The sequence below is a fragment of the Micromonospora sediminicola genome (assembly GCF_900089585.1).
Lineage (GTDB): Bacteria > Actinomycetota > Actinomycetes > Mycobacteriales > Micromonosporaceae > Micromonospora > Micromonospora sediminicola.
The window spans coordinates 1,483,165-1,504,611 of record NZ_FLRH01000003.1; the positions used below are offsets into that span (position 1 = coordinate 1,483,165).

At 74.7% G+C, this 21,447-nt stretch carries 22 protein-coding genes; 14 read left to right on the forward strand and 8 right to left on the reverse strand.

What is annotated here, in order from left to right; all coding sequences use genetic code 11:
• Positions 1–42: 42 nt before the first annotated feature.
• The 3 genes from hisN to aroA all read right to left on the reverse strand — a co-directional run bounded on the left by hisN (position 43) and on the right by aroA (position 3,322).
• Positions 43–861, reverse strand: coding sequence for a histidinol-phosphatase (hisN, locus tag GA0070622_RS07590; RefSeq protein WP_091570871.1), 819 nt, complete (start codon positions 859–861; stop codon positions 43–45).
• Positions 862–922: 61 nt separating this feature from the next.
• Positions 923–1,858, reverse strand: a complete 936-nt coding sequence (gene rsgA / locus GA0070622_RS07595) for a ribosome small subunit-dependent GTPase A (protein WP_091576977.1) — start codon at positions 1,856–1,858, stop codon at positions 923–925.
• Positions 1,859–2,020: 162 nt separating this feature from the next.
• Complete coding sequence (gene aroA, locus GA0070622_RS07600) at positions 2,021–3,322, reverse strand: 3-phosphoshikimate 1-carboxyvinyltransferase (RefSeq protein ID WP_091570875.1); 1,302 nt, start codon at positions 3,320–3,322, stop codon at positions 2,021–2,023.
• A 102-nt stretch (positions 3,323–3,424) separates the two neighbouring features.
• On the opposite strand from aroA, the gene GA0070622_RS07605 reads away from it, so the two are divergent.
• From GA0070622_RS07605 to rsrA, 5 genes are all read left to right on the forward strand, one after another.
• Positions 3,425–4,132 (forward strand): SOS response-associated peptidase, encoded by a 708-nt coding sequence (locus GA0070622_RS07605; protein ID WP_091570878.1) that lies wholly within the window; start codon positions 3,425–3,427, stop codon positions 4,130–4,132.
• 212 nt (positions 4,133–4,344) lie between these two features.
• Complete coding sequence (locus GA0070622_RS07610) at positions 4,345–4,737, forward strand: WhiB family transcriptional regulator (protein WP_091570883.1); 393 nt, start codon at positions 4,345–4,347, stop codon at positions 4,735–4,737.
• A gap of 651 nt (positions 4,738–5,388) precedes the next feature.
• Positions 5,389–6,048, forward strand: a complete 660-nt coding sequence (locus tag GA0070622_RS07615) for an alpha/beta hydrolase family protein (protein ID WP_425412756.1) — start codon at positions 5,389–5,391, stop codon at positions 6,046–6,048.
• 241 nt (positions 6,049–6,289) lie between these two features.
• Entirely contained in the window at positions 6,290–7,096 is an 807-nt protein-coding gene (locus tag GA0070622_RS07620; RefSeq protein WP_091570891.1) for a sigma-70 family RNA polymerase sigma factor, read from the forward strand.
• 2 nt (positions 7,097–7,098) lie between these two features.
• Positions 7,099–7,386: a mycothiol system anti-sigma-R factor gene (rsrA, locus tag GA0070622_RS07625; protein ID WP_091576980.1), complete on the forward strand. Its 288-nt coding sequence runs from the start codon at positions 7,099–7,101 to the stop codon at positions 7,384–7,386.
• Positions 7,387–7,473: 87 nt separating this feature from the next.
• Here rsrA and GA0070622_RS33660 read toward each other — a convergent pair whose 3' ends face one another.
• Positions 7,474–7,548, reverse strand: coding sequence for a 50S ribosomal protein bL37 (locus tag GA0070622_RS33660; RefSeq protein WP_369700219.1), 75 nt, complete (start codon positions 7,546–7,548; stop codon positions 7,474–7,476).
• Between the two features lie 223 nt (positions 7,549–7,771).
• Between GA0070622_RS33660 and GA0070622_RS07630 the strand changes: the two genes are divergently transcribed.
• Positions 7,772–7,987: a biotin/lipoyl-binding carrier protein gene (locus GA0070622_RS07630; RefSeq protein ID WP_091068708.1), complete on the forward strand. Its 216-nt coding sequence runs from the start codon at positions 7,772–7,774 to the stop codon at positions 7,985–7,987.
• Positions 7,984–8,496, forward strand: a complete 513-nt coding sequence (locus GA0070622_RS07635) for a GNAT family N-acetyltransferase (RefSeq protein ID WP_091570895.1) — start codon at positions 7,984–7,986, stop codon at positions 8,494–8,496. Before GA0070622_RS07630 ends, GA0070622_RS07635 begins: the two co-directional genes overlap by 4 nt.
• A 6-nt stretch (positions 8,497–8,502) precedes the next feature.
• Here GA0070622_RS07635 and GA0070622_RS07640 read toward each other — a convergent pair whose 3' ends face one another.
• Complete coding sequence (locus GA0070622_RS07640) at positions 8,503–9,066, reverse strand: TetR/AcrR family transcriptional regulator (protein WP_091570899.1); 564 nt, start codon at positions 9,064–9,066, stop codon at positions 8,503–8,505.
• A gap of 118 nt (positions 9,067–9,184) precedes the next feature.
• Here GA0070622_RS07640 and GA0070622_RS07645 point away from each other — a divergent pair, with 118 nt between their 5' ends.
• Positions 9,185–10,774, forward strand: coding sequence for an MDR family MFS transporter (locus GA0070622_RS07645; RefSeq protein WP_091570904.1), 1,590 nt, complete (start codon positions 9,185–9,187; stop codon positions 10,772–10,774).
• 72 nt (positions 10,775–10,846) lie between these two features.
• Here GA0070622_RS07645 and GA0070622_RS07650 read toward each other — a convergent pair whose 3' ends face one another.
• The gene (locus GA0070622_RS07650; RefSeq protein ID WP_091570908.1) at positions 10,847–12,463 is read right to left on the reverse strand and encodes a tetratricopeptide repeat protein; all 1,617 of its coding nucleotides are present in this window, start codon (positions 12,461–12,463) and stop codon (positions 10,847–10,849) included.
• Between the two features lie 183 nt (positions 12,464–12,646).
• Between GA0070622_RS07650 and GA0070622_RS07655 the strand changes: the two genes are divergently transcribed.
• Positions 12,647–13,675 (forward strand): SIS domain-containing protein, encoded by a 1,029-nt coding sequence (locus GA0070622_RS07655; protein WP_091570911.1) that lies wholly within the window; start codon positions 12,647–12,649, stop codon positions 13,673–13,675.
• Positions 13,676–13,700: 25 nt separating this feature from the next.
• Complete coding sequence (locus tag GA0070622_RS07660; RefSeq protein ID WP_091570916.1) at positions 13,701–15,263, forward strand: PAS domain-containing sensor histidine kinase; 1,563 nt, start codon at positions 13,701–13,703, stop codon at positions 15,261–15,263.
• Here GA0070622_RS07660 and GA0070622_RS07665 read toward each other — a convergent pair.
• The gene (locus tag GA0070622_RS07665) at positions 15,238–17,166 is read right to left on the reverse strand and encodes a glycosyltransferase family 39 protein (RefSeq protein WP_342672775.1); all 1,929 of its coding nucleotides are present in this window, start codon (positions 17,164–17,166) and stop codon (positions 15,238–15,240) included. The genes GA0070622_RS07660 and GA0070622_RS07665 overlap by 26 nt on opposite strands.
• 493 nt (positions 17,167–17,659) lie before the next feature.
• On the opposite strand from GA0070622_RS07665, the gene GA0070622_RS07670 reads away from it, so the two are divergent.
• Genes GA0070622_RS07670 through GA0070622_RS07680 form a run of 4 tightly spaced genes read left to right on the forward strand, consistent with a single transcriptional unit; the run spans position 17,660 to position 21,010 of the window.
• Positions 17,660–19,369 (forward strand): nitrite/sulfite reductase, encoded by a 1,710-nt coding sequence (locus GA0070622_RS07670; RefSeq protein ID WP_091570923.1) that lies wholly within the window; start codon positions 17,660–17,662, stop codon positions 19,367–19,369.
• A complete protein-coding gene (locus GA0070622_RS32455; RefSeq protein ID WP_172967928.1) occupies positions 19,366–19,524 on the forward strand; it encodes a hypothetical protein in 159 nt (52 codons plus the stop codon). Before GA0070622_RS07670 ends, GA0070622_RS32455 begins: the two co-directional genes overlap by 4 nt.
• Entirely contained in the window at positions 19,521–20,279 is a 759-nt protein-coding gene (locus GA0070622_RS07675; protein ID WP_091570927.1) for a phosphoadenylyl-sulfate reductase, read from the forward strand. Before GA0070622_RS32455 ends, GA0070622_RS07675 begins: the two co-directional genes overlap by 4 nt.
• A complete protein-coding gene (locus tag GA0070622_RS07680) occupies positions 20,261–21,010 on the forward strand; it encodes a sirohydrochlorin chelatase (protein WP_369700214.1) in 750 nt (249 codons plus the stop codon). The genes GA0070622_RS07675 and GA0070622_RS07680 overlap by 19 nt, the downstream gene beginning before the upstream one ends.
• Before the next feature lie 62 nt (positions 21,011–21,072).
• Here the strand turns inward: GA0070622_RS07680 and GA0070622_RS07685 are convergent, their stop codons facing one another.
• A complete protein-coding gene (locus tag GA0070622_RS07685) occupies positions 21,073–21,330 on the reverse strand; it encodes a WhiB family transcriptional regulator (protein ID WP_013288358.1) in 258 nt (85 codons plus the stop codon).
• Positions 21,331–21,447: the final 117 nt, after the last annotated feature.

Below are 21,447 nucleotides of genomic sequence, written 5' to 3' on the forward strand. Positions count from 1 at the left end.
AGCCGGAGGAGACCACCTGGCGAGGATAGAGCTCCCGCCGGGTCAGCGCTCGGCCGGCCGGCCGAGCCGGCGCAGGATGTCGTCGTGCAGCGCGCCGTTGCTGGCGATCGCGCTGATGTCGCCGGAGTCCGCGCCGGCCGGCGCGGGCCGCCCGGCCAGGTCGGTGAACGTGCCGCCGGCCTCGGTGACGATCGGCACCAGCGCGGCGATGTCCCACAGCGACAGCTCCGGCTCCACCATCACCTCCAGCGCGCCCTCGGCCAGCAGCATGTAGCCGTAGAAGTCGCCGTACGCCCGGCTGCGCCAGGTGTCCCGCATGAGCTGGAGCATCGCGTCCAGCCGACCGGCCTGCTCCCATCCGGTGAGCGAGGAGTAGCAGACGCTGGCGTCGGCCAGCGCCGTGACGCCGGAGACCCGGATCGGCGTCGCCTCGGCCGGACCGGGCCCGGCGAACGCCCCCGCGCCGACCGCGCCCCACCAGCGCCGCCCGAGCGCCGGCGCGGAGACCAGGCCGAGCACCGGCCGGTCGTGCTCCAGCAACGCGATCAGGGTGGCCCAGACGGGTACGCCCCGGACGAAGTTCTTCGTCCCGTCGATCGGGTCGACCACCCAGCGCCGCCCGTCCGGGCCGGCGGCGGGCTGCTCCCCGTACTCCTCGCCGAGCAGGCCGTCGTCCGGTCGGTGCGTGGCCAGCAGGGCCCGGATCTCCCGTTCCACGGCGGTGTCCGCGTCGGAGACCGGGGTCAGGTCCGGCTTCGACTCGACCCGCAGGTCGAGGGCGCGGAACCGGGCCGTGGAGACGGCGTCGGCGGCGTCGGCGAGCAGGTGGGCGAGGGCGAGGTCGTCGGCGTACCCGGTCATGGTCGACACGCTAGCGCCGGCCGCGCCGGCGGCACCGGCGGGTGGGGCGTCCGTCCGCCGGTCAGGACCCGGCGAGCGGGTCGCCCGGGTTGCGCTCGGGCTCGCGCGGGTCGCCCTCGCCGCTGCGCGAGGCCAGCAACCGCCGGTACGAGGCCAGCCGGCGCGGGTCCGCCTTGCCGGCGGCCACCCAGGCGTCCAACGCGCAGTCCGCCTCGTCGGCGGTGTGCGGGCAGTTGGCCGGGCAGTCGACGGTCGCCTCGACCAGGTCGGGGAAGCCGTGCAGCAGGCTCTCCGCCGAGACGTGCGCCAGCCCGAAGCTGCGGACGCCGGGAGTGTCGACGATCCAACCCGGGTCACCGGCCGGATCGGGCGGCGGCGGCAGGCGCAACGCCACCGCGCTGGTCGAGGTGTGCCGGCCGCGGCCGATCGCGCTGACCGTCCCGACCGCCCGCTCCGCATCCGGGCACAGACGGTTGACCAGCGTCGACTTGCCCACCCCGGAGTGGCCCACCAGCACCGAGATCCGGCCGGCGAGCAGCGCCCGCAGCTCGGCGAGGTCGGACTCCGGGCGGATCAGCACGTACGGCAGCTCCAGCTCGGTGTAGTAGCCGAGCACCGCCTCCGGGCCGGCCAGGTCGGCCTTGGTGAGGCAGAGCAGCGGCTCGATGTCGGCGTCGTACGCGGCCACCAGGCAGCGGTCGATGAACCCGGTGCGCGGCGGCGGGTCGGCCAGCGCGCTGACGATCACCAACTGGTCGGCGTTCGCCACCACCACCCGCTCCAGCCGGCCCTCGGCGGTGGTCTCGTCGTCGTCGGCGGTGCGCCGCAGCACGGAGCGGCGCTCGGCGATGCGGACGATGCGGGCCAGCGCGCCGGACGCGCCGGAGGTGTCGCCGACCAGCCCCACCCGGTCGCCCACCACCACCGACTTGCGTCCCAGCTCGCGGGCGCGCATGGCGGTGACGACCGGGGTTTCGGGACCGGCGTCGGGCAGCACGCAGGTGTAGCGCCCCCGGTCCACGGCGATCACGAACCCGTCGACGGCGTCGGCGTGCCGGGGCCGGGTGCGCGTACGGGGCCGCGACGACCTGCCGGGGCGTACCCGGACGTCGTCCTCGTCGTACTCCCGCCGCTTGGTCGCCAGGACGTCCCCCCGCTGTCAGTTCTTGCCGGTCGCCATCCCCGACCATAGTGCCGGGAACTCCGGCATGGTCTTCGAGGTGCACGTCACGTCGTCGACCTCGATGCCGGGGACGGCCAGGCCGGCCACGGCCGCGGCGTGCGCCATCCGGTGGTCGGCGTACGTCCGGAACGTGCCGCCGCGCAGCGGTCGGGGCCGGATCTCCAGGCCGTCGTGGGTCTCGGTGACGTCCGCGCCCAGCCCGGCGAACTCCTTGGCCAGCGCGGTGACCCGGTCGCTCTCGTGGCCCCGGATGTGACCGATCCCGGTCAGCCGGGACGGGCCGTCGGCCAGCAGGGTGAGCGCGGTCAGCACCGGGGTCAGCTCACCCACGTCGGAGAGGTCGGCGTCCAGCCCCCGGACCGTGCCGGTGCCCCGCACGGTCAGCCCGTCGGTGCCGAGCGTGACCTCGCCGCCCATCCGGTGCAGCAGCTCGCGCAGCTGCTCGACCGGCTGGAGGCTGCTGCGCGGCCAGCCCTGGAGCGTGACCTCACCGCCGGTGACCAGCGCGGCGGCGAAGAACGGCGCGGCGCCGGAGAGATCGGGCTCGATCTCCCAGCCGCGCCCGGTGAGCGGGCCGGGCTCGACCACCCAGACGTCGGGCGTGGTGTCGTCCACCGCCGCCCCGGCGGCCCGCAGCATCTGCACGGTCATCCGCAGGTGCGGCGCGGACGGCACCGGCGGGCCCTGGTGCCGGACCACCACGCCCCGGTCGAAGCGGGGGGCGGCCAGCAGCAGCCCGGAGACCAGCTGACTGGACGCGGAGGCGTCGATGACGACCTCGCCGCCGGTCACCCGGCCGGCGCCGAGGACCACCAGGGGCAGGCTGCCGGTCGGTGGGGTGTCGATGCGGACGCCGAGCGTGCGCAGCGCGCCGATCAGCGGGCCGAGTGGACGGGTGCGCGCGTGCGGGTCGCCGTCGAACGTGACCCGCCCGGCGGCCAGCCCGGCCACCGGCGGCAGGAAGCGCATCACGGTGCCGGCCAGCCCGACGTCGACGTGCGCCGGACCGACCAGCGGGTGCGGCCGGACCAGCCAGCGGTCGTCGTCGGAGGCCGACATGTGGGCCCCCAGCTCGCGCAGGCCGCCGGCCATCAGCTCGGTGTCGCGGGCGCGCAGCGGCCGGGCGAGCGTCGACGGCCCGCTGGCCAGCGCGCCGAGCACCAGGGCCCGGGCGGTCATGGACTTGGAGCCGGGCAGGCGCAGCGTCGCGGCGACCGGGTCGCTCGCGGTCGGCGCGGTCCACGGCTGCGGCGGACGCGTCGCGGTCAGATTCCCCACGCCTCCATTCTGCCAACCCGACGGCCCGGTGGAACCGTCCCCGCGCCCTGCTCCCGGTGAGCGGGACAGCCGAAACCCCGGGGTGGGGCTAGCGTGGGCGCCATGTGCGGGAGGTATGCGACGACCCGGAGCGCGGGGGACCTGAGCGCGCTGTTCGAGTCGGCCGACTCCACCGGCGGCGTCGGGCCCGACTTCAACGTCGCCCCGACCGATCCGGTGCCGCTGGTCCGGCTCGCGCCCGAGGGGCACCGGCTGCTCTCCCTCGGGCGTTGGGGCCTGCTCCCGCCCTGGTCCCGCAGTGCCGCCGGCGCCGCCCGCATGATCAACGCGCGGGTCGAGACGGTCGCCACCAGCCGCGCGTACGCCCCGTCCTTCGCCCGCCGGCGCTGCCTGGTCCCGGCCGACGGGTGGTACGAGTGGGTCCGTCGTCCCGACGGCGGTCGGCAGCCCTACTTCATGACCCCACGGGACGGCTCGGTGCTGGCGTTCGCGGGCATCTGGTCGCTCTGGGAGTCGGCCGGCCAGGCCCGGCTGACGTTCAGCGTGTTGACCACCGCGGCGCTCGGCGAGCTGGCCGAGGTGCACGACCGGATGCCGCTGCTGCTGTCCCCGGACCGCTGGGCGGCGTGGCTCGGCCCGACCGACGAGCCCGCCGCGCTGCTCGCCCCGCCCGACGACGCGCAGCTCGCCGGGTTGGAGATCCGGCCGGTCTCACCGGCCGTCGGCGACGTCCGCAACGACGGGCCGGAGCTGATCCGACGGGTCGGCCCGGCGGGGGCGGAGGCGGATTCCGAACTGACGCTGTTCTGATCACGCTCGGCACATTGTCGTGTGCTGATTTGCCGGGGTTACGCCTGAAACGTCGCCCGGACGTTCAGCCAGGTTTACCGGAGACCCTTGTCCCCGCGTGCGCGAGTGCGATAGAACACAGCGCCGGTGGTGGGTGTCCGTTCGCACGGGGCGGATGACACCCATCGATCTCTTCGAAGATCCTCGCCGGTCCCACGGGGGAGGTGGGTGTATTGACACGGGCACGCATGCCCCGCCCGCACGAGGTGGCCGCCGCGCGGCGCGATCCACGACTGCTACGGGCTCTGCGCGAACGGCGACAGGACGACGCCTGGCGCACCAGAGGCACCTGCCAGAGCGTCGATCCGGAGACGTTCTTCCCGGCGCCCAACGAGCCGGCCGACGCGGCGGTGGCACTCTGCCGCACCTGCGACGTCCAGGGCTCCTGCCTGGCCTGGGCGCTGGAGGTCGGCGACTGTCACGGCGTCTGGGGCGGCACCACGCCGCGTGAGCGGCGGGCCATGCTCGTCGCCTGGCGCAGCGAGGTGCAGCCGGATCCGGACGCGATCGACGAGGCCGGCCCGCCGGTCCGGGACCGTCTGCTCACGCTGGTGCCGTTGAGCTGATCGCGCCGTTACCCGCGGTCCGGTTCGCCGGCCCGCGGGTAACGGCACTGCCGATCTCGCAGCGATCATTGGTGCCGTCCGCGGGCGCCGGATTACCGATCGCGCGCCGATCGGTGCCGGCGGGGTTGTCCGGTCGCGCTGATCAAGCGTCGGCGACGATGCCGATCTGACGCGGTGTCGACGGGCGTCGTCGTGCGCGGCCGGCCCGGGGTGCCTGGCGCGCCTCGGTCCGGTCCCGGCCGCGTTCCCCGTGCTTGGCTCAGCCGTGGCCGTGGCCGTGGCCGTGGCCTCTTCGGTCGGTGACTTGCCACTGGGCGGGATTCCGCTTCCAAGGAATGAGACCGGCGGAGATCTTGGTAGGAAAGGGCCCCTATAGGGGCCATTCCGTACCAAGATCTCGCGTGCGGCGTGCGGCGTGCGGCGTGCGGCGTGCGGCGTGCGGCGTGCGGCGCGCGGCGTGCGGCGTGCGGCGTGCGGCGTGCGGCGTGCCGCGCCGCGAGCTGTCAGCCGTGAGCCGTGTGCTGTGCGCCGCCAGCGGGGGCCGTGCGCCGTGAGCGACGAGCCGTGGGCCGCAGGCGGCTGAGGCCGTGGCTGGGTGGGATGTCCCTCCCTTCCGCGTCGTGCGTCGCGTCGCGTGACGTCGCGCGCAGAATGAGGCGGTGCGGCACGACGACGAGATCCGCGCAGAATGAAGCGGTGCGGCACGACGACGAGATCGACACTCCGCGGGGGCCGGCCCGGATCCGGCTCGACCGGCCGGCGGCGGCCGGTTCCACGGTCCTGGTGCTGGGCCATGGGGCGGGCGGGAGCGTGGACGCGCCGGACCTGGTCGCGGTCCGCGACGCGGTGTGCGACGCCGGGGCGGGAGTGGTGCTGGTGACCCAGCCCTACCGGGTCGCCGGCCGGCGCGCGCCGGCACCGGCCGGGCACCTCGACGAGGCCTGGACGGCGGTGCTGGCCGAGCTGCGCCGACGCCTGCCCGACGCCGGCCGCTGGGTGGTGGGCGGCCGGTCCAGCGGCGCCCGGGTGGCCTGCCGGACCGCCGGGACGGTCGGGGCGTCGGGGGTGGTGGCGCTGGCGTTCCCCCTGCACCCGCCGGGGCGGCCGGAACGCTCGCGGGCGGCGGAACTGGACACCGGCCTGCCGACGCTGGTGGTCAACGGCGACCGGGACCCGTTCGGTGTACCCGCCGCGGGGCCGGGAGTCGAGGTGGTGGTCCGGCCGGGGGAGCGCCACGACCTGCGGGTCGATCCGACGGGTACGGCGGCGGCGGTCCGCGACTGGCTCGCCGCTCGCGGTTGGTTGAGCTGAACCACGGTCCGGGAGGCGTGACCCTCCCCGGCGGTGGTCGTTGCACCGGGTGGCGCCGGCCGCCCGGTTCGGGCGCGCCGGGGTCACCTCCCAGGCCCTTCCTGGTCCCAGCGTCGGTCGCGGCCGAGGCTGGGGCCGGGAACGGGTGGACGGGTGGTCGAGCCGGTGCGATGGAATGCGACGGCCCGCGCTTCGCGTTGAAGCCCCTTGGATGACATTGTCAGCGCGAGGGGGGTGACCGGTGCCGATCGAGACACGGAACCGGGAGCGGGACGAACGGGACGAACGGCGGCTCCGGCGGCTGCTCGACGCGCCGGAGTGGCCCGCGTCGGGGTCGGCCGTGAGCACCGGCACACACTCGGGAACTGAATCTGCCGGCTCCCGGCTACGCGTATCCTCGGCGGGAAAGCATCCGACGCGAGGGGATGTGCGGTTGACCACCGAGAAGACGGACGAGCGCAGGGCCCGCTTCGAGCGGGACGCGATGCCCTTCGTCGATCAGCTCTACGCTGCCGGGCTGCGGATGACCCGCAACCCGGCGGATGCCGAGGACCTGGTCCAGGAGACCTACCTGAAGGCGTACGCCGCCTTCCACCAGTTCGAGCAGGGCACGAACCTGAAGGCCTGGCTCTACCGGATCCTGACCAACACCTACATCAACTCCTACCGGAAGCGGCAACGCCAGCCGATCCAGGCGCCGACCGACGAGATCACCGACTGGCAGCTCGCCGAGGCGGAGTCGCACACGTCCAGCGGTCTGCGTTCGGCCGAGACCGAGGCGCTCGACCGGCTGCCGGACAGCGACGTCAAGGAGGCCCTCCAGCAGTTGCCGGAGGAGTTCCGCCTGGCCGTCTACCTGACCGACGTGGAGGGCTTCTCCTACAAGGAGGTCGCCGACATCATGGGCACGCCGATCGGCACCGTGATGTCCCGCCTGCACCGGGGGCGGCGCAACCTGCGCAAGCTGCTCGAGGGGTACGCGGCCGAGCGCGGTTTCAGCGCCGCGTCGTCGAAGGGCTCGACCGCCACCGCCGGCCGGGAGGTGTGACCGTGAGTTGTGGAGAACCGCACGAGACGGACTGCCGCGAGGTGCTCGCCGAGGTCTACCTCTACCTCGACCTGGAGTGTGCCGAGGAGCGCCGGGTGCTGATCCGGCACCACCTCGACGAGTGCGGCCCGTGCCTGCGCGAGTACGGCATCGAGCAGGAGGTCAAGGCGCTGGTCGCCCGGTGCTGCGGCAACGAGGCCGCGCCGGAGAAGCTGCGCGAGCGGCTGCGGCTGCGGCTGACCGAGCTGGTGGTCTTCGAGACGACCGAGTCGCGCGAGCTGGCTGACTGACTGGGCACGTACACCGGTGGCCCGGGTCCGCACGGACCCGGGCCACCGGTGTGTCCGGCCCCGGGCCGGCGCGCTGATCGCGGACGATCAGGAGTTGGGGCGCTTGCCGTGGTTCGCGCCGCTCTTCTTCCGGGCCTTCTTCTTCCGGGCCTTCTTCGCCATGCTCTGCCTCCTTGTGCTGGTCACGGTCCGTCCGCGGCGAAGCGCGGCGGAGGTCGCGTGTGGTCCCCGGGCGCGCCGGGAGCCGACCCGCACGATGCTAGTGCCGCCCGGTCCGTCCCGTGGGCGGCGGGGCGGGTCCGCGCCCGGGTGGTCCGAGGGTCGGCGTGACCGGCGTCATGATTGGATACCGTCGCAGGACTGTCGGACAGAGGGAGGGCCGGACATGGCCGAGGAGATCCGCGCCGAGATGGTGGCGAACGTCTGGAAGGTCGTCGCGTCGGCCGGGGACACCGTGTCCGAGGGCGACACGCTGGTGATCCTGGAGTCGATGAAGATGGAGATCCCGGTGGTCGCCGAGTCCGACGGCGTGGTGCAGCAGCTCGCGGTCAACGAGGGCGACGTGGTGCAGGACGGTGACCTGATCGCGGTGATCGGTTGAGCGGCCTGCTCGTCCGCCGCGCGGAACCGGCGGACTTCCCGGCGGTGGCCCGCCTGACGGTGGCCGCGTACGAGGCGGACGGCCAGCTCAAGGGCGAGAACGGGTACGCCGTGGTGCTCGCCGACGTGGCCGGCCGGGCGGAGACCGGTGAGGTGCTGGTGGCCGTGGACCAGCCGACCGGCTCGGTACTCGGCGCGGTCACGTTCGTGCTGCCCGGGACGCCGTACGCGGAACTCGCCGGGCCGGGCGAGGCGGAGTTCCGGATGCTCGCGGTGGACCCGGCGGCGCAGGGGCGGGGCGCCGGCGCGGCGTTGGCGCGGGCGTGCGTGGCGCGCGCCGTCGAGCTGGGCTGCACGGCGGTGGTGATCTGCGTACGCGACGGCATGGCGGCGAGCGCGCGGCGCCTCTACGACGGGCTCGGGTTCGTCCGGCTGCCGGAGAAGGACTGGTCGCCGCTGCCCGGCGTCGAGCTGCTCGGCCTGCGTCTGGCGCTGACCGCCGAGGGCTGAGCCGGCTCAGCCGCCGATCTTCGCCAGCAGCTCGTCGGCCACCTCCAGGGCGATCTTCTTCCGCTCGTCGTCGGAGATGCCCGGCGCGCGCACCGCGAACCAGCTGGTGTGCACCGCGAACAGGGTGAGCGCGGCCCGCAGCTGGGCGGCCGGTGACTCGTCGCCCCGGCACAGCTCGCCGGCCAGCCGCATCATCCGCTCGCGCATCTGCTGGCCGGCGGCGAGGCTCTTGAGCACGGTCTGGTTCTGCTCGAAGAAGCGCATCACCTTGGGCAGCTCGCCGGCGAACATGGCGTCGGCGTACCGGCCGATCAGCGCGCGCCGGGTCTCCAGCGTGGCGGGCTGCTCGGCGGCCCAGGCGATCAGTTCGTCCATCCGGCGGAGCCGGTCGTCGACGAAGCTGGTGACGATCTCGTCCTTGCTCTTGAAGTGGTAGTAGAGCGCGGCCTTGGTCACGTTGAGGCGCTCGGCGATCTCCCGGAGCGAGGTCTTCTCGTAGCCCTGCTCGGTGAACAGCTCCAGCGCGACCGCCTGGATCCGCTGGCGCGTGCCGCCTGTGCCCTCGCTCACCGACCGACACCTTCCAATCCGCTTGACGCTCGTCCGTACCCCAGCTTACCGTGCGGCTAGTAAGCTAACTAGCCGGGCGGCAAGTAAGTCGATCACCGATCTGCGGGGGAGCCTACCCATGAGTCAACCAGCCGAGGTCACCGCGAGACCCAATGTCCGCGTCGTCCTCTTCGGCCTGATGATCGCGATGATGCTCGCGATGCTCGACAACATGATCGTCAGCACCGCGCTGCCACGCATCGTGTTCGAGTTCGGCGGCGCCGACCACTTCACCTGGGTGGTCACCGCGTACGTGCTCGGAACGACGGTCTCCACCCCGATCTGGGGCAAGCTCGGCGACCTCTACGGCCGCAAGGCCGTCTTCCTCACCGCGGTGGTCGTCTTCCTGGTCGGCTCCGCGCTCTGCGGCATGTCCGGCTCCGGCGTCTTCGGCGGCACCGACAACGGCATGGTCGAGCTGATCGCGTTCCGGGCGGTCCAGGGTCTCGGCGCCGGCGGTCTGATGGTCGGCGTCATGGCGATCATCGGTGACCTGGTCCCGCCCCGGGAGCGGGGCCGCTACCAGGGCATGATCGCCGGCATCATGGCCATCGCCATGGTGGCCGGCCCGCTGGTCGGCGGTTTCATCACCGACAACCTGTCCTGGCGTTGGGCGTTCTACGTCAACCTGCCGCTGGGCGGCGTGGCGCTGCTGGTCCTCGCCACCACCATGCACCTGCCGAAGTACCGCACCGAACACAAGATCGACTGGCTGGGCGCGGCGCTGCTCTCGGTCGGCATCACGGCGCTGGTGCTGGTCACCACGTGGGGCGGCAACGAGTACGACTGGGGTTCGCCGCAGATCCTCGGCCTCGCCGCGCTGGCCGTGGTCGCGCTCGGCGCCTTCGCCCTGGTCGAGCGGCGCGCGCCGGAGCCGATCCTGCCGCTGGGCCTGTTCGCCAACCGCAACTTCGCGCTCATCTCGGTGATCGGGTTCCTGCTCGGCTTCGCCATGTTCGGCGCGATGAACTTCCTCCCGCTCTACCAGCAGACCGTCCAGGGCGCCTCCGCAACGAACAGCGGGCTGCTGCTGCTCCCGCTGATGTTCGGCATGCTCGTGGTCTCGCTGGTGGTGGGTCGGACGATCACGAAGACCGGGCGCTACCGCGCCTTCCCGATCATCGGCGGCGTGGTGATGGCGCTCGGCATGGGGCTGCTCAGCCTGCTCGACCTCGACACCAGCAAGACGCAGTCCTCGATCTACATGGTCGTGCTCGGCGTCGGCATGGGCTTCCTCATGCAGACCTCGATGCTGATCGCCCAGAACAGCGTCGAGCAGAAGGACCTGGGCGCGGCGAGCGGCGCGGCGACCTTCTTCCGGTCCATCGGCGGCTCGTTCGGCGTCTCGCTCTTCGGCGCCGTCTTCGCCAACCGGCTGGCCGACTCGGCGGCCGGCCCGGCGTTCGCCGGCAAGGGCGGCGGCGAGGGCGGAGCGCTGGACCTGGAGAAGCTCAAGCAGCTCACCGGCGCGACCCGGGAGGTGGTGCTGGGCGCGCTCGCCGACGCCATCTCGCACGTCTTCCTGTGGGCCGTCTTCTTCACCGTGGCGGTCCCGGTGCTCGCCTGGTTCATCAAGGAGGTGCCGCTGCGGGCGACGAACGACGCCCCGCCGGCCGGCGCCACGCCGGAGGACGAGGCCGAGATCGCGCTCGGCAAGGCTCCGGTCTGACCCACCGGCCGCGGCCCCGCCGACCCCACCCCGGGGTACGGCGGGGCCGTCTCGCATCCGGGACGGGGGCGGTCAGGCGCGGCGGAACAGCGCGGTGAGGCGGTGCCACAGGCGGCGGAGCGGACCGGCGCCGGCGGCCGTGACCAGCGCCTCGGCGGTGGCGCGGGTGGCCGGGTCCAGGGCCGGGGTGGCCCGGGCCAGGTGCGCCAGCGACACCGCCGCCGGGGTCCGGCGGGCCCGCCCGCCCGCCACCTCGGCGAGCCGCCCGGCCACCAGGCCGGCCACGTCGGTGCGTACCCCGGGTTCCACCCAGGCGGCGGTGACCAGCGCGAACAGCGCCGCCTCGGCGACCGGGCCGGGACCGCCGGCGGCCAGTGCCCCCAGCACCCGGCGGCGGGTGGACTCCGCCCACGGCTCGTCGGTGCGGTGGTGCAGCAGGCCGAGGCAGGCCCAGACCTGGGCGCACCGCACCCAGAGCGCGGGATCCTGGCCGGCGAGCACCCGCCCCAGCGCGGTGGGCGGCGTCTCCGGCGGATGCGCCAGCAGGCCGAGCAGGTCGTCGAGGTCGACGGTGGCGAGGCCGACCGCGGCGTCGTACGCCGCCGGGGGATGGGCCCAGGCCGGCTGGGCGAGCTGCTGGAGCCGTCGTACCGCGCCGGCCGACGGGAGCGTGCTGTCGGCGAGGCTCTCCGGCACCAGCGGGTCGTCCGCGCCCACCGGGGTCACCTGACCCAGCCAGGGGCGGCCCCGGCAGCACTCGGCGAGGTCGCCGTGCTCGTGCGAGTCGTCCGGGTGGTCGCGGACGAAGTCGGCCAGCGCCACCAGGTGGTCGACGTTCCCGTCGCGCTGGAAGCGCAGCCGGTGCGCGGTGTGTACGGCGCAGTCGAAGGACGGGTCCTTCGCCAGCGCGCGGTCCACCCAGTCCAGCGCGGCGTCCAGCCGGCCGTGGTCGGCCAGCGTGCCGGCGATGTCCGCGTAGACCGCCAGGTCGTCCGGGTCGAGCGCGACGGCGCGCTCCAGCGCGGCCAGCGCGTCGGCGGTCCGGCCCGCGCTGCGGTACGCGTACCCGAGCCAGACCTCGCCGAGCTTGGTCTGCTTCGCGCGTACCCCCCGGGTGGCCCAGGCGACCGCCAGGGCGACCTCGCCCAGGCGTCGGGCCAGCGCGGACGCCGCGCCCAGCAGCAGCGGGTGCTCGGGGTGCACGGTGATCGCGTTGCGGGCCAGCGCCAGGTAGGGCTGGAGCGGTTCGCGCAGCCGGCGCGGCACCGGGTCCGGCACGGCCGCGCAGACCTGCATGAGGATCCGCGCGGTGCGCTCCGGGTCGAGGCGTTCCGGCAGGTCGGCGGCGGTCACCCAGGGCACGGCGGCCCACGGCGCGCCGGGCGCGTAGCCGGTGGCGGCGGCCAGCAGGTCGAGCCCTTCGGCGGGACGGCCGGCGGCGGCGAGCAGGTGTGCCCGGGCCACCACGGCGCCGACGAACGCGTGCTGTCCCAGCGGGAAGAGGTCCAGGTCGCCGCCGCTGGCGGCGGCGAGCCGGGCGAGCGTCTCGTGCGCCTCGGGCAGGGTGGGGGAGCGGACCAGCGCCGCAGCCACGTGGTCGGCCGCGTGCCGCAGGTCGCCCTCGCCCAGCGCCAGGCGGGCCAGCGCGAGTTCCTCCTCCGCGGAGAGCGCGGCGTCGTCCTCGGGCACGTCGTCCTCTCGCCGGTCGGGTCGTCAGCCGGGCAAGCGTAGGGGATCTTGTCCAGCATTGGTGATCCACTGCGCACTACTGTTCGTTGCGTTGCCTGAGGCGGCTCAAACGTGCAAGACTGAGCATCGATCGCGCGGCAATCGCGCAGAAGGGGGTGCGGGGTGACCCGTCCAGGGGTCGGCATGGCCGCCGACATCGACGAGCAGCCGGCCGGCTACGAGCGCCTGCTCTCCACCGAGCACGCCACCGCGATCGCCGAGGTCGCGGCCGTCGTCGCGGACCGGCGGCCCCGGCACGTGGTCTTCACCGCCCGGGGCACCTCCGACCACGCCGCGCTCTACGCCGCCTACCTCACCGAGATCCGCCTCGGGCTGCCCGCCGGGCTCGCCTCGCCGAGCGCGATCACCGTCTTCGGCGCCCGGCCCGACCTCTCCGACGCGCTGGTCGTCGGCGTCAGCCAGAGCGGCGGCTCGCCCGACCTGGCCGAGGTGCTGCGGGTCGCCCGGGCCTCCGGCGCGCTCACCCTCGCCGTCACCAACAACCCCGACTCGCCGCTGGTCGAGACCGCCGAGCTGAGCGTCGACATCGCCGCCGGCCACGAGCGGGCCGTCGCCGCCACCAAGACCTACACCGCCGAGCTGCTCGCGCTGCTCATGCTGGTCGAGGGGGTACGCGCCGGCGACGGCGTGCTGCCCGCCGAGGAACGGGACGCGCTGGCCCGCCTGCCCGAGCTGGCCGCGCGCACCCTCGCCGACGACACCCCGGCCCGGCTCGCCCCGCGCTACCGGTTCGCCGCCCAGCTCGTCACCACCGGCCGGGGCTACGCGTACCCGACCGCCCGGGAGGCGGCGCTGAAGCTGATGGAGACGTCCTACCTGCCGGCGCTCGCCTTCTCCGGCGCCGACCTGCTGCACGGCCCGCTCGCCATGACCGACCCGGACGTGCCGGTGCTGGCCGTGGTCGGCTCCGGCCCCGGCGGCACGTCGATGCGCGAGGTGCTGCCCCGGCTCGGCGAGCGCCGCGCCGACGTGGTGGTGGTCGGCTCCGCCGACGTCGGGGAGACCCGGATGGCGGTGCCCGAGGTCGACGAGCGGTACGCGCCGCTGCTCGACATCCTGCCGCTGCAACGGCTCGCGCTGGCCCTGGCGCTGGCCCGCGGGGAGGACCCGGACGCACCACGCGGGTTGAAGAAGGTCACCGCGACGATGTGAGGCCCGGCGTGGCACGCTGTGGAGCGTGTCCACCCTCCGTGACCTCGCCGAGGAGCACACCGCGCTCCGTCCGGCGGACATCGACCACCTGCACCGGATCGCCGGCGACTGGCAGCTGCTGTCCGACCTCTCCTTCGCCGACCTGCTGCTCTGGGTGCCGGTGGACGGTGACGGCACCTTCCTCTGCGTGGCCCAGGTCCGCCCGACCACCGCGCCGACCGCCTACCTGGACGACCAGGTCGGCCGGATCGTCGGCGGGCCCGAGGTGGCGCACCTGGAGGTGGCCCACCGGCAGGGTCGGATCTGGCGCGAGGGCGACCCGGTCTGGTACGGCGACGTGCCCGCCCGGCACGAGGCCATCCCGGTGCGGCTGCGCACCGGCGACGGCGAGAACGGCGAGGTGATCGCCGTGGTGGGGCGCGACACCAACCTCTCCACCGCGCGCACCCCGAGCCAGCTCGAACTGAACTACCTGACCACCGCCGACGACCTGGCCCAGATGATCGCCGACGGCACGTTCCCGCCGCCCCGGCACCCGGGTGAGACCACCTCGGCGCCCCGCGTCGGCGACGGGCTGGTGCGGCTCGACGCCAACGGCAAGGTCACCTACGCGAGCCCGAACGCGCAGTCCGCGTACCGCCGGCTCGGCTTCGCCTCCCACCTGGTGGGGGAGGACCTGGCCAAGCTGCACCGCCGGCTGGCCGGCGACCCGCTGGAGGGCACCGACGCGGGCAACGCGGTGCTCGCCGCGTTGCGCGGCGAGGCGCCGCCCCGACGGGAGATCGACGCCCGCGGCGCCACCATGCTGACCCGGGCGTTGCCGCTGATGCCCGCCGGCGTGCCGATCGGCGCGCTGGTGCTGGTCCGCGACATCACCGAGGTGCGCCGCCGCGACCGCGCCCTGATCACCAAGGACGCCACCATCCGGGAGATCCACCACCGGGTGAAGAACAACCTGCAGACCGTCGCCGCGCTGCTGCGCCTCCAGGCCCGCCGGGTGGCCATGCCCGAGGCCCGGGTCGCGCTGGAGGAGTCGGTACGCCGGGTCGCCTCGATCGCGCTGGTCCACGAGACGCTCTCCATGTCCAGCGACGAGGCGGTGGAGTTCGACGGCATCGTCGACCGGGTCGCCAGCGCCGCGACCGAGGTGGCCGCCACCGAGGTGACCGTCGGCATGCGCCGCAGGGGCACCTTCGGCGTGCTGCCCGCCGAGATCGCCACCTCGCTGGTGATGGTCCTCAACGAGCTGCTGCTCAACGCCGTGGAGCACGGCTTCCCGCCGGCCGACGAGGACGGCGCTCCCGCTGCGCCGGACGGGCCGAAGCCGGAGGTGGTGGTCTCGGTGCACCGGCTCCGCAAGGAGCTGCACGTCTCGGTCACCGACAACGGGCGCGGCCTGCCCGGGCAGTTCGACGCCGAGCGGGGCGGCAACCTCGGCCTCCAGATCGTCCGGGCGCTGGTCACCGGTGAGCTGCGCGGCACCATCGAGCTGCGCAACGGCGCCGGCGGCGGCACCGAGGCGGCGCTCGTCGTCCCGCTGGCCCGGGGCACCACCGACCGCCTCACCGGGCGAGCAGGGCCACCGTGAGGCCCGGGCGCGGCCAGACCTGACGCACCGTGAAGCCGTCGCGCAGCGCCGCGCCCTTCGCGCCGGGCACCGCCGCCAACGGGTCCGCCCGACGCCCGGTGACCACCAGCCAGACCCGGTCCACCCCGGCCAGGCACCGCGCCGGGGCGTCGCACTCGGTGGCCCAGAGGTCCGCCCCCTGCCGCTGGTCGCGGACCACCAGCACGTCACGCGGCAGCCGCGACCCCAGGTGGTACGCCATGCCCAGATCCGGGAACAGCCAACTGTCCCGGGGCGAGTAGACGATCGCGTCACCCGGCCGTTCGCCGGCGGCGATCACCCGGGCCGCGCCCGCGTAGTCGACGGGCGCGCCGCGCGGCCACTCGTGGGTACGGCGCAACGCCGCCTGGTCGGGCAGCCCGAGCAGCCCGGCGAGCGCCACCAGGGCCAGCGCCGCCCCGAGCCCTGCTCCGGCCGGAGCGGTCCCCGTCGGCTTCGTCCCGTTGACCGCTGCGCGGGTGGGCGAGGCCCGGGTGGGCGAGGTCCCGGCCGGCGTGGCCCCGGTGGGCGTGGCCGCGGCCGGCGTGGCCCTGGTGGGCGTGGTCCCTGGCGGTGTGGCTCCGTTCGGTGTGGTCCCGGCCAGGGCCGCGCCGGCGAGCAGGCAGGCGAACGGCACGGTGAAGACCAGGTAGCGGGTCACCCAGAGCGGCACCACCGTGCCGGCCGCCAAGAGCAGCAGCACCGGCAGCAGCACGGCGGTGGCGGGCAGCAGCGCCCGCCGGCCCAGCCGGACCGCGCCGAGCGCCGCGAGGGCCAGCAGGAACCCGCCCACCACGCCGCTCTGCGCCAGCCCACCGGGCAGCGCCGCCAGGTCGGACAGGCGGGCCGGGTCGACCCAGTCGAGCTGCCGACCGCGCTGGCCCCGGGCGACCAGCGCCAGTGGGGTGACGAGCACGACGGCCGGCACCAGCGCCAGCAGCCACCGCGCCAGCACCCGCCGGCCGGACACCGGCGCCCCTCGGGCGTCGCGGGCCGCGCCGGCCCCGTCCCACGGCTTCGCTCCCGGCTCGCCGGGTGCCTCCGTGCCGTGCGCGGGGTGCGGTGACACCTGTGGCGTTCCACTCCCGGTCGGTATCGACGGTGGGTGGAACGCTGTGGGTGTCTCCGGAGCGCTGTGAGACCCGTGCCGTTCCACCCGTGCCCGATCTCGGGGGTGGGTGGAACGCTGTGGGTGTGTGCGGCTCGGCCACGGTGCGTCGAGCCCCTCGGATCGGGACCGGTCGGGCGGGTCGACGACCGTCGCCGGACCGCGTGCGGCGGTCAGCAGCACCACCACGGCGTGCGCGGCGAGCAGGGTGAGCGCGATCAGGTGGACCAGGGCGAGCGCGGCGACGGCGAGCGCGTACCCGGCCCAACGCCTCCAGGTCGGCCGGCGCAGCGCGTCGACCAGCAGCAGCGTGGCGAGCACGGCGAGCAGCGTCGCGAGGGCGTACGGGCGGGCCTCCTGGCCGTAGCGCGAGGTGGCCGGCAGCACCGCGAACAGCAGCCCGGCCAGCAGCCCGGCCCGGTCGCCGACGAGGCGCGCGCCGAGCCGGGCGGTCAGCGCGGCGGCGGCGGCCATGGCCAGCGCGGAGGGCAGCCGCAACGCGGTCGGCGAGGTGCCGACCAGCGCCGTCCACCCGTGCATGAGCGCGTAGTACGGCCCGGTGGCGGCGTCGATGACGCGGGTCAGCCGGAGCAGGTCGGGCAGCGGGCGGGTGGCGGCGCTCCAGGTGGCCAGCTCGTCGCGCCACAGCTGCGCGTGTCCGATCCCGACCAGCGTGATCCCCAGCGTGAGCAGCCCCGGTACGACCCACACCGGCCAACCGAGGCGGGCTCGGGACGGCGCAGGCTCGGCGAACGCGCTCACATCCCGCAGCGTCACACGCCCACCCACCCCCGCCACCCCGCTCCGCCGATTCCACCCCCACGGGCCCCCCACCCCCCCCGGCCCCCAGGCGGGTCGATCATGAGGTTGGCGGCACCCGCCGTGCCCTTTGTCGCCGCCAACTTCATGATCGACGATCCCGGGGTGGGGTGATGCTGGTCACGGGGGGTGGGGGGGTGGACGGGTGTCGATCTGGGCGGGGGCGCCCGTGATGTGGGATCACCGGGGCGGGCGGTGGTCGGTGGGGCGGTGGTGTGGCAGCATGAGGCCCATGACCGCCGCTGTCGTCCGCCGCTTCGTGGCCCGTCGCCACGTCGACTACGGCCGCGTGCGCAGCGCGATCTGTCCGGCCCACTGACGACGCCCGACCCTTCCGTCTCGGGCGCGTACTCGCGCCGGCCGTCACCGACATCGCCGTCCACGGCCCTTCTCAGGGCCGGCCGCCGCGTCCGCGCTCCAGGCACCGCAGCAGACCATGGAGGACGCCGCGATGGCGGTCAGCAGCACCCCGACCCGTCCCGACACCCCGGCGCCTGCCGCCCGTGCGCCCCGCCGGCCACGCGGCGAGGGGCAGTGGGCGCTCGGACACCGTGAGCCGCTCAACCCCAACGAGCGGATCAAGAAGGACGACGACCCGCTCAACGTGCGGGACCGGATCGAGAACATCTACGCCCACCGCGGTTTCGCCTCGATCGACCCGCAGGACCTGCGTGGCCGGTTCCGCTGGTGGGGGCTCTACACCCAGCGCAAGGCCGGCATCGACGGCGGGCGCACCGCCGTGCTGGAGCCGCACGAGCTGGAGGACGAGTTCTTCATGCTCCGGGTCCGGGTGGACGGTGGCCAGCTCAACCTGGCCCAGCTGCGCGTGGTCGCGGACATCTCCCGCGAGTTCGCCCGGGACACCGCCGACATCACCGACCGGCAGAACATCCAGTACCACTGGATCCGGGTCGAGGACATGCCGGAGATCTGGCGCCGGCTGGAGTCGGTCGGCCTGCAGACCACCGAGGCGTGCGGCGACTGCCCCCGGATCGTGCTCGGCAGCCCGGTCGCCGGGGTGGCCCGCGACGAGCTGCTCGACCCCACGCCGGCCATCGACGAGATCGTCCGCCGGTACGTCGGCGACAAGGCGTTCTCCAACCTGCCCCGCAAGTTCAAGACCTCGATCTCCTGGCTGGTCGACACCCCGTACGAGGCGAACGACATCGCGCTCCTCGGCGTCGACCACCCCGAGCACGGCCCCGGCTTCGACGTCTGGGTCGGCGGCGGGCTCTCCACCAACCCGATGCTGGCCAAGCGGCTCGGCGTCTGGGTGCCGCTGCACGAGGTGCCGGACGTGTGGGCGGGCGTGGTCGGCATCTTCCGCGACTACGGCTACCGGCGGCTGCGCAACCGGGCCCGACTGAAGTTCCTGGTCGCCGACTGGGGCGTGGAGCGCTTCCGCGAGGTGCTGGAGAAGGAATACCTGGGCCGCGCGCTGCTCGACGGCCCGGCCGCGGAGCTGCCGGCGAAGCCGGTCGACCACATCGGCGTGCACCCGCAGCGCGACGGCGCCAACTACGTGGGCGCGGCCCCGGTGGTGGGCCGGGTCTCCGGCACCCAGCTGGCGCAGCTCGCCGACGTGGTCGAGGCGCACGGCAGCGACCGGGTACGGCTCACCCCGTACCAGAAGTTGCTGGTGCTGGACGTGGCGCCGGAGCGGACCGAGTCCCTGGTGACGGCGCTGCGCGGGATCGGCCTGGAGGCCCGGCCGTCGGCCTGGCGGCGCGGCACCATGGCCTGCACCGGCATCGAGTTCTGCAAGCTGGCCATCGTGGAGACCAAGCGGCGCGGCGAGGAGCTGGTGGCGCGGCTGGAGGAGCGGCTGCGCGACTTCGACGCGGACATCTCCATCCACCTCAACGGCTGCCCGAACGCCTGCGCCCGCACCCAGGTCGCGGACATCGGGCTCAAGGGCCAGCTGGTGGTCGGCCCGGACGGCCGGCAGGTCGAGGGCTTCCAGGTGCACCTCGGCGGCGGCCTCGGCATGGCCGCCGGCCAGACCGCCGGTTTCGGCCGCAAGCTGCGCGGCCTGAAGACCACCGCCGACGACCTTCCGGAGTACGTGGAACGGCTGGCCCGCCGCTACCTGGCCGGCCGGACCGAGGGCGAGACCTTCGCCCGCTGGGTGATCAGAGTCGACGAGGAGGAGCTCCGATGAGTGATGCCCGATCCGCGCCTCTCTACTGCCCCTACTGCGGGGAGGAGGACCTGCGACCGCACGAGGCCGGGCACGGCGCCTGGGAGTGCCACGCCTGCGCGCGGGTCTTCTCGGTGAGGTTCACCGGTCTGCTGGGCCGGGCGGTGACCCGGTGAGCGGCCTGGTCTCCGCCGCGGGCCTGGGCCTGGTCGGCGCGGGTGGGGCGGCCGACCCGGCCCGGCGCGACCCGGAGGAGCTGCGTCTGCTGGCCGAGGAGGCCGGGCGGGAGCTGGCGGACGCGCCCGCGCTGGAGATCGCCCGCTGGGCGGTGGAGACGTTCGGCGAGCGGTTCTGCGTGACCAGCTCGATGGCCGACGGTGTGCTGGCGCACCTGGTCTCGCGGGTCGCCCCCGGCGTGGACGTGGTGTTCCTGGACACCGGGCTGCACTTCCCGGAGACGCTGCGGGTCCGCGACGAGGTGGCCCGGCGGATGCCGGTGCGGGTCCGCTCGATCCGGCCCCGGATGACCGTCGGGCAGCAGGACGGCCAGTACGGCCCACGCCTGTTCAACCGGTCCCCGGACGACTGCTGCCAGTTGCGCAAGGTGGAACCGCTGGAGCGGGCGCTCGCCGGGTACGACGCCTGGGCCGCCGGGCTGCGCCGGGACGAGTCGCCGACCCGCGCGAACACGCCGGTGGTCGGCTTCGACCCGCGTCGCGGCAAGGTCAAGGTGAACCCGATCGCCGCCTGGACGCAGCGCGAGGTGGACGCGTACGTGGCCCGCCACGACATCCCGGTCAACGAGCTGTTCGCCCGGGGCTACGGCTCGATCGGCTGCTGGCCGTGCACCCGCCGGACCAAGGCGGGGGAGGACCCCCGGGCCGGCCGGTGGGCGATGTTCGAGAAGACCGAGTGCGGGCTGCACACCTGACGGCCGCGCCACCGGTGGTGCTGGTGGCGCACGGCAGCCGCGATCCCCGGGCGGCCGAGGCCACCCGGGCGTTGGCCCGGGCGGTGGCGGTCGCGTGTCCCGGCCGCCCGGTGCTGCCGAGCTGGCTCGACCACACCGACCCCGGGCCGACCGAGGTGCTGCGGCGCCTGGCCGCCGACGGGCACTCCCGGGTGGTGCTGGTGCCGCTGCTGCTCACCGCCGCGTACCACCGGAAGGTGGACATCCCGGCGGCGGTGGCGGCGGCCGGCGCGGACCTCGACGTGCGGGTGACCGACGTGCTGGGACCGACCGGCGGCACGGTGGACGGCCGGCTGCTGGCCGGGCTGCGACGCCGGCTGGCCGAGGCCGCCGGGGACGACCCGGGCGACCTGGACGCGGTGGTGCTGGCCGCGGCCGGGACCCGGGACCCGGCCGCGCGGGGGTCGGTGGGTCGGGTCGCCGCGGCGCTCGGCGCCGGCCTGGGCGTGCCCTGCCGTGTCTCCTACGCCTCGGCGGCGCCCCCGGAGGTCGGCGACGCGGTGGCACGGCTGCGCGCGGCGGGGGCCGGTCGGGTCGCGGTGGCGGCCTACTTCCTCGCCCCGGGCCGGTTCCACGACGGGGTACGCGCGGCGGCCCGCTCGGCCGGGGCGGTGGCGGTCGCCGACCCGCTCACCGATCTGCCGGAACTCGCCGACCTGGTGCGCCGGCGGGTGGACGCGGCGGCGCGTTGAGCGTCCCGGGACAGCAGAACGCCCCGGCCGGAATCCCGGCCGGGGCGTCTCGCGTGTGCGGGTCAGGCGGAGTGAGCGCGCAGCACCCGGAGACCGCCGCGGCGCTTCACCGCGCGGCGCTCCTCCTCGCTCATCCCGCCCCAGACGCCGGCGTCCTGACCGGACTCCAGCGCCCACTGCAGGCACTGGTCGGTCACGGGGCAGCGCCGGCAGACGGCCTTCGCCTGCTCCACCTGCAGGAGAGCCGGACCGGACGTCCCGATCGGGAAGAACAGCTCCGGGTCCTCGTCGCGGCAGACCGAATCGTGGCGCCAGTCCATGGCGGCAACACTCCTCATTCTTAGTGGGTGGCCAGATAACGCTTCGTTGCTATTCCTATATGCATCCGCATTGCCGATAGGTGACGGTCAGCATCCATCAATTCGGCGCTGCGTGAG

Bases quoted from the DNA above. Each gene is read 5' to 3' on its own strand.
- GA0070622_RS07630 (WP_091068708.1), top strand. From the start codon at position 7,772: ATGGCCGAGGAGATCCGCGCCGAGATGGTGGCGAACGTCTGGAAGGTC.
- GA0070622_RS07645 (WP_091570904.1), top strand. From the start codon at position 9,185: ATGAGTCAACCAGCCGAGGTCACCGCGAGACCCAATGTCCGCGTCGTC.
- GA0070622_RS07605 (WP_091570878.1), top strand. From the start codon at position 3,425: ATGTGCGGGAGGTATGCGACGACCCGGAGCGCGGGGGACCTGAGCGCG.
- GA0070622_RS32455 (WP_172967928.1), top strand. From the start codon at position 19,366: ATGAGTGATGCCCGATCCGCGCCTCTCTACTGCCCCTACTGCGGGGAG.
- GA0070622_RS07670 (WP_091570923.1), top strand. From the start codon at position 17,660: ATGGCGGTCAGCAGCACCCCGACCCGTCCCGACACCCCGGCGCCTGCC.
- hisN (WP_091570871.1), bottom strand. From the start codon at position 861: ATGACCGGGTACGCCGACGACCTCGCCCTCGCCCACCTGCTCGCCGAC.
- GA0070622_RS07685 (WP_013288358.1), bottom strand. From the start codon at position 21,330: ATGGACTGGCGCCACGATTCGGTCTGCCGCGACGAGGACCCGGAGCTG.
- GA0070622_RS07655 (WP_091570911.1), top strand. From the start codon at position 12,647: ATGGCCGCCGACATCGACGAGCAGCCGGCCGGCTACGAGCGCCTGCTC.
- GA0070622_RS07615 (WP_425412756.1), top strand. From the start codon at position 5,389: ATGAGGCGGTGCGGCACGACGACGAGATCCGCGCAGAATGAAGCGGTG.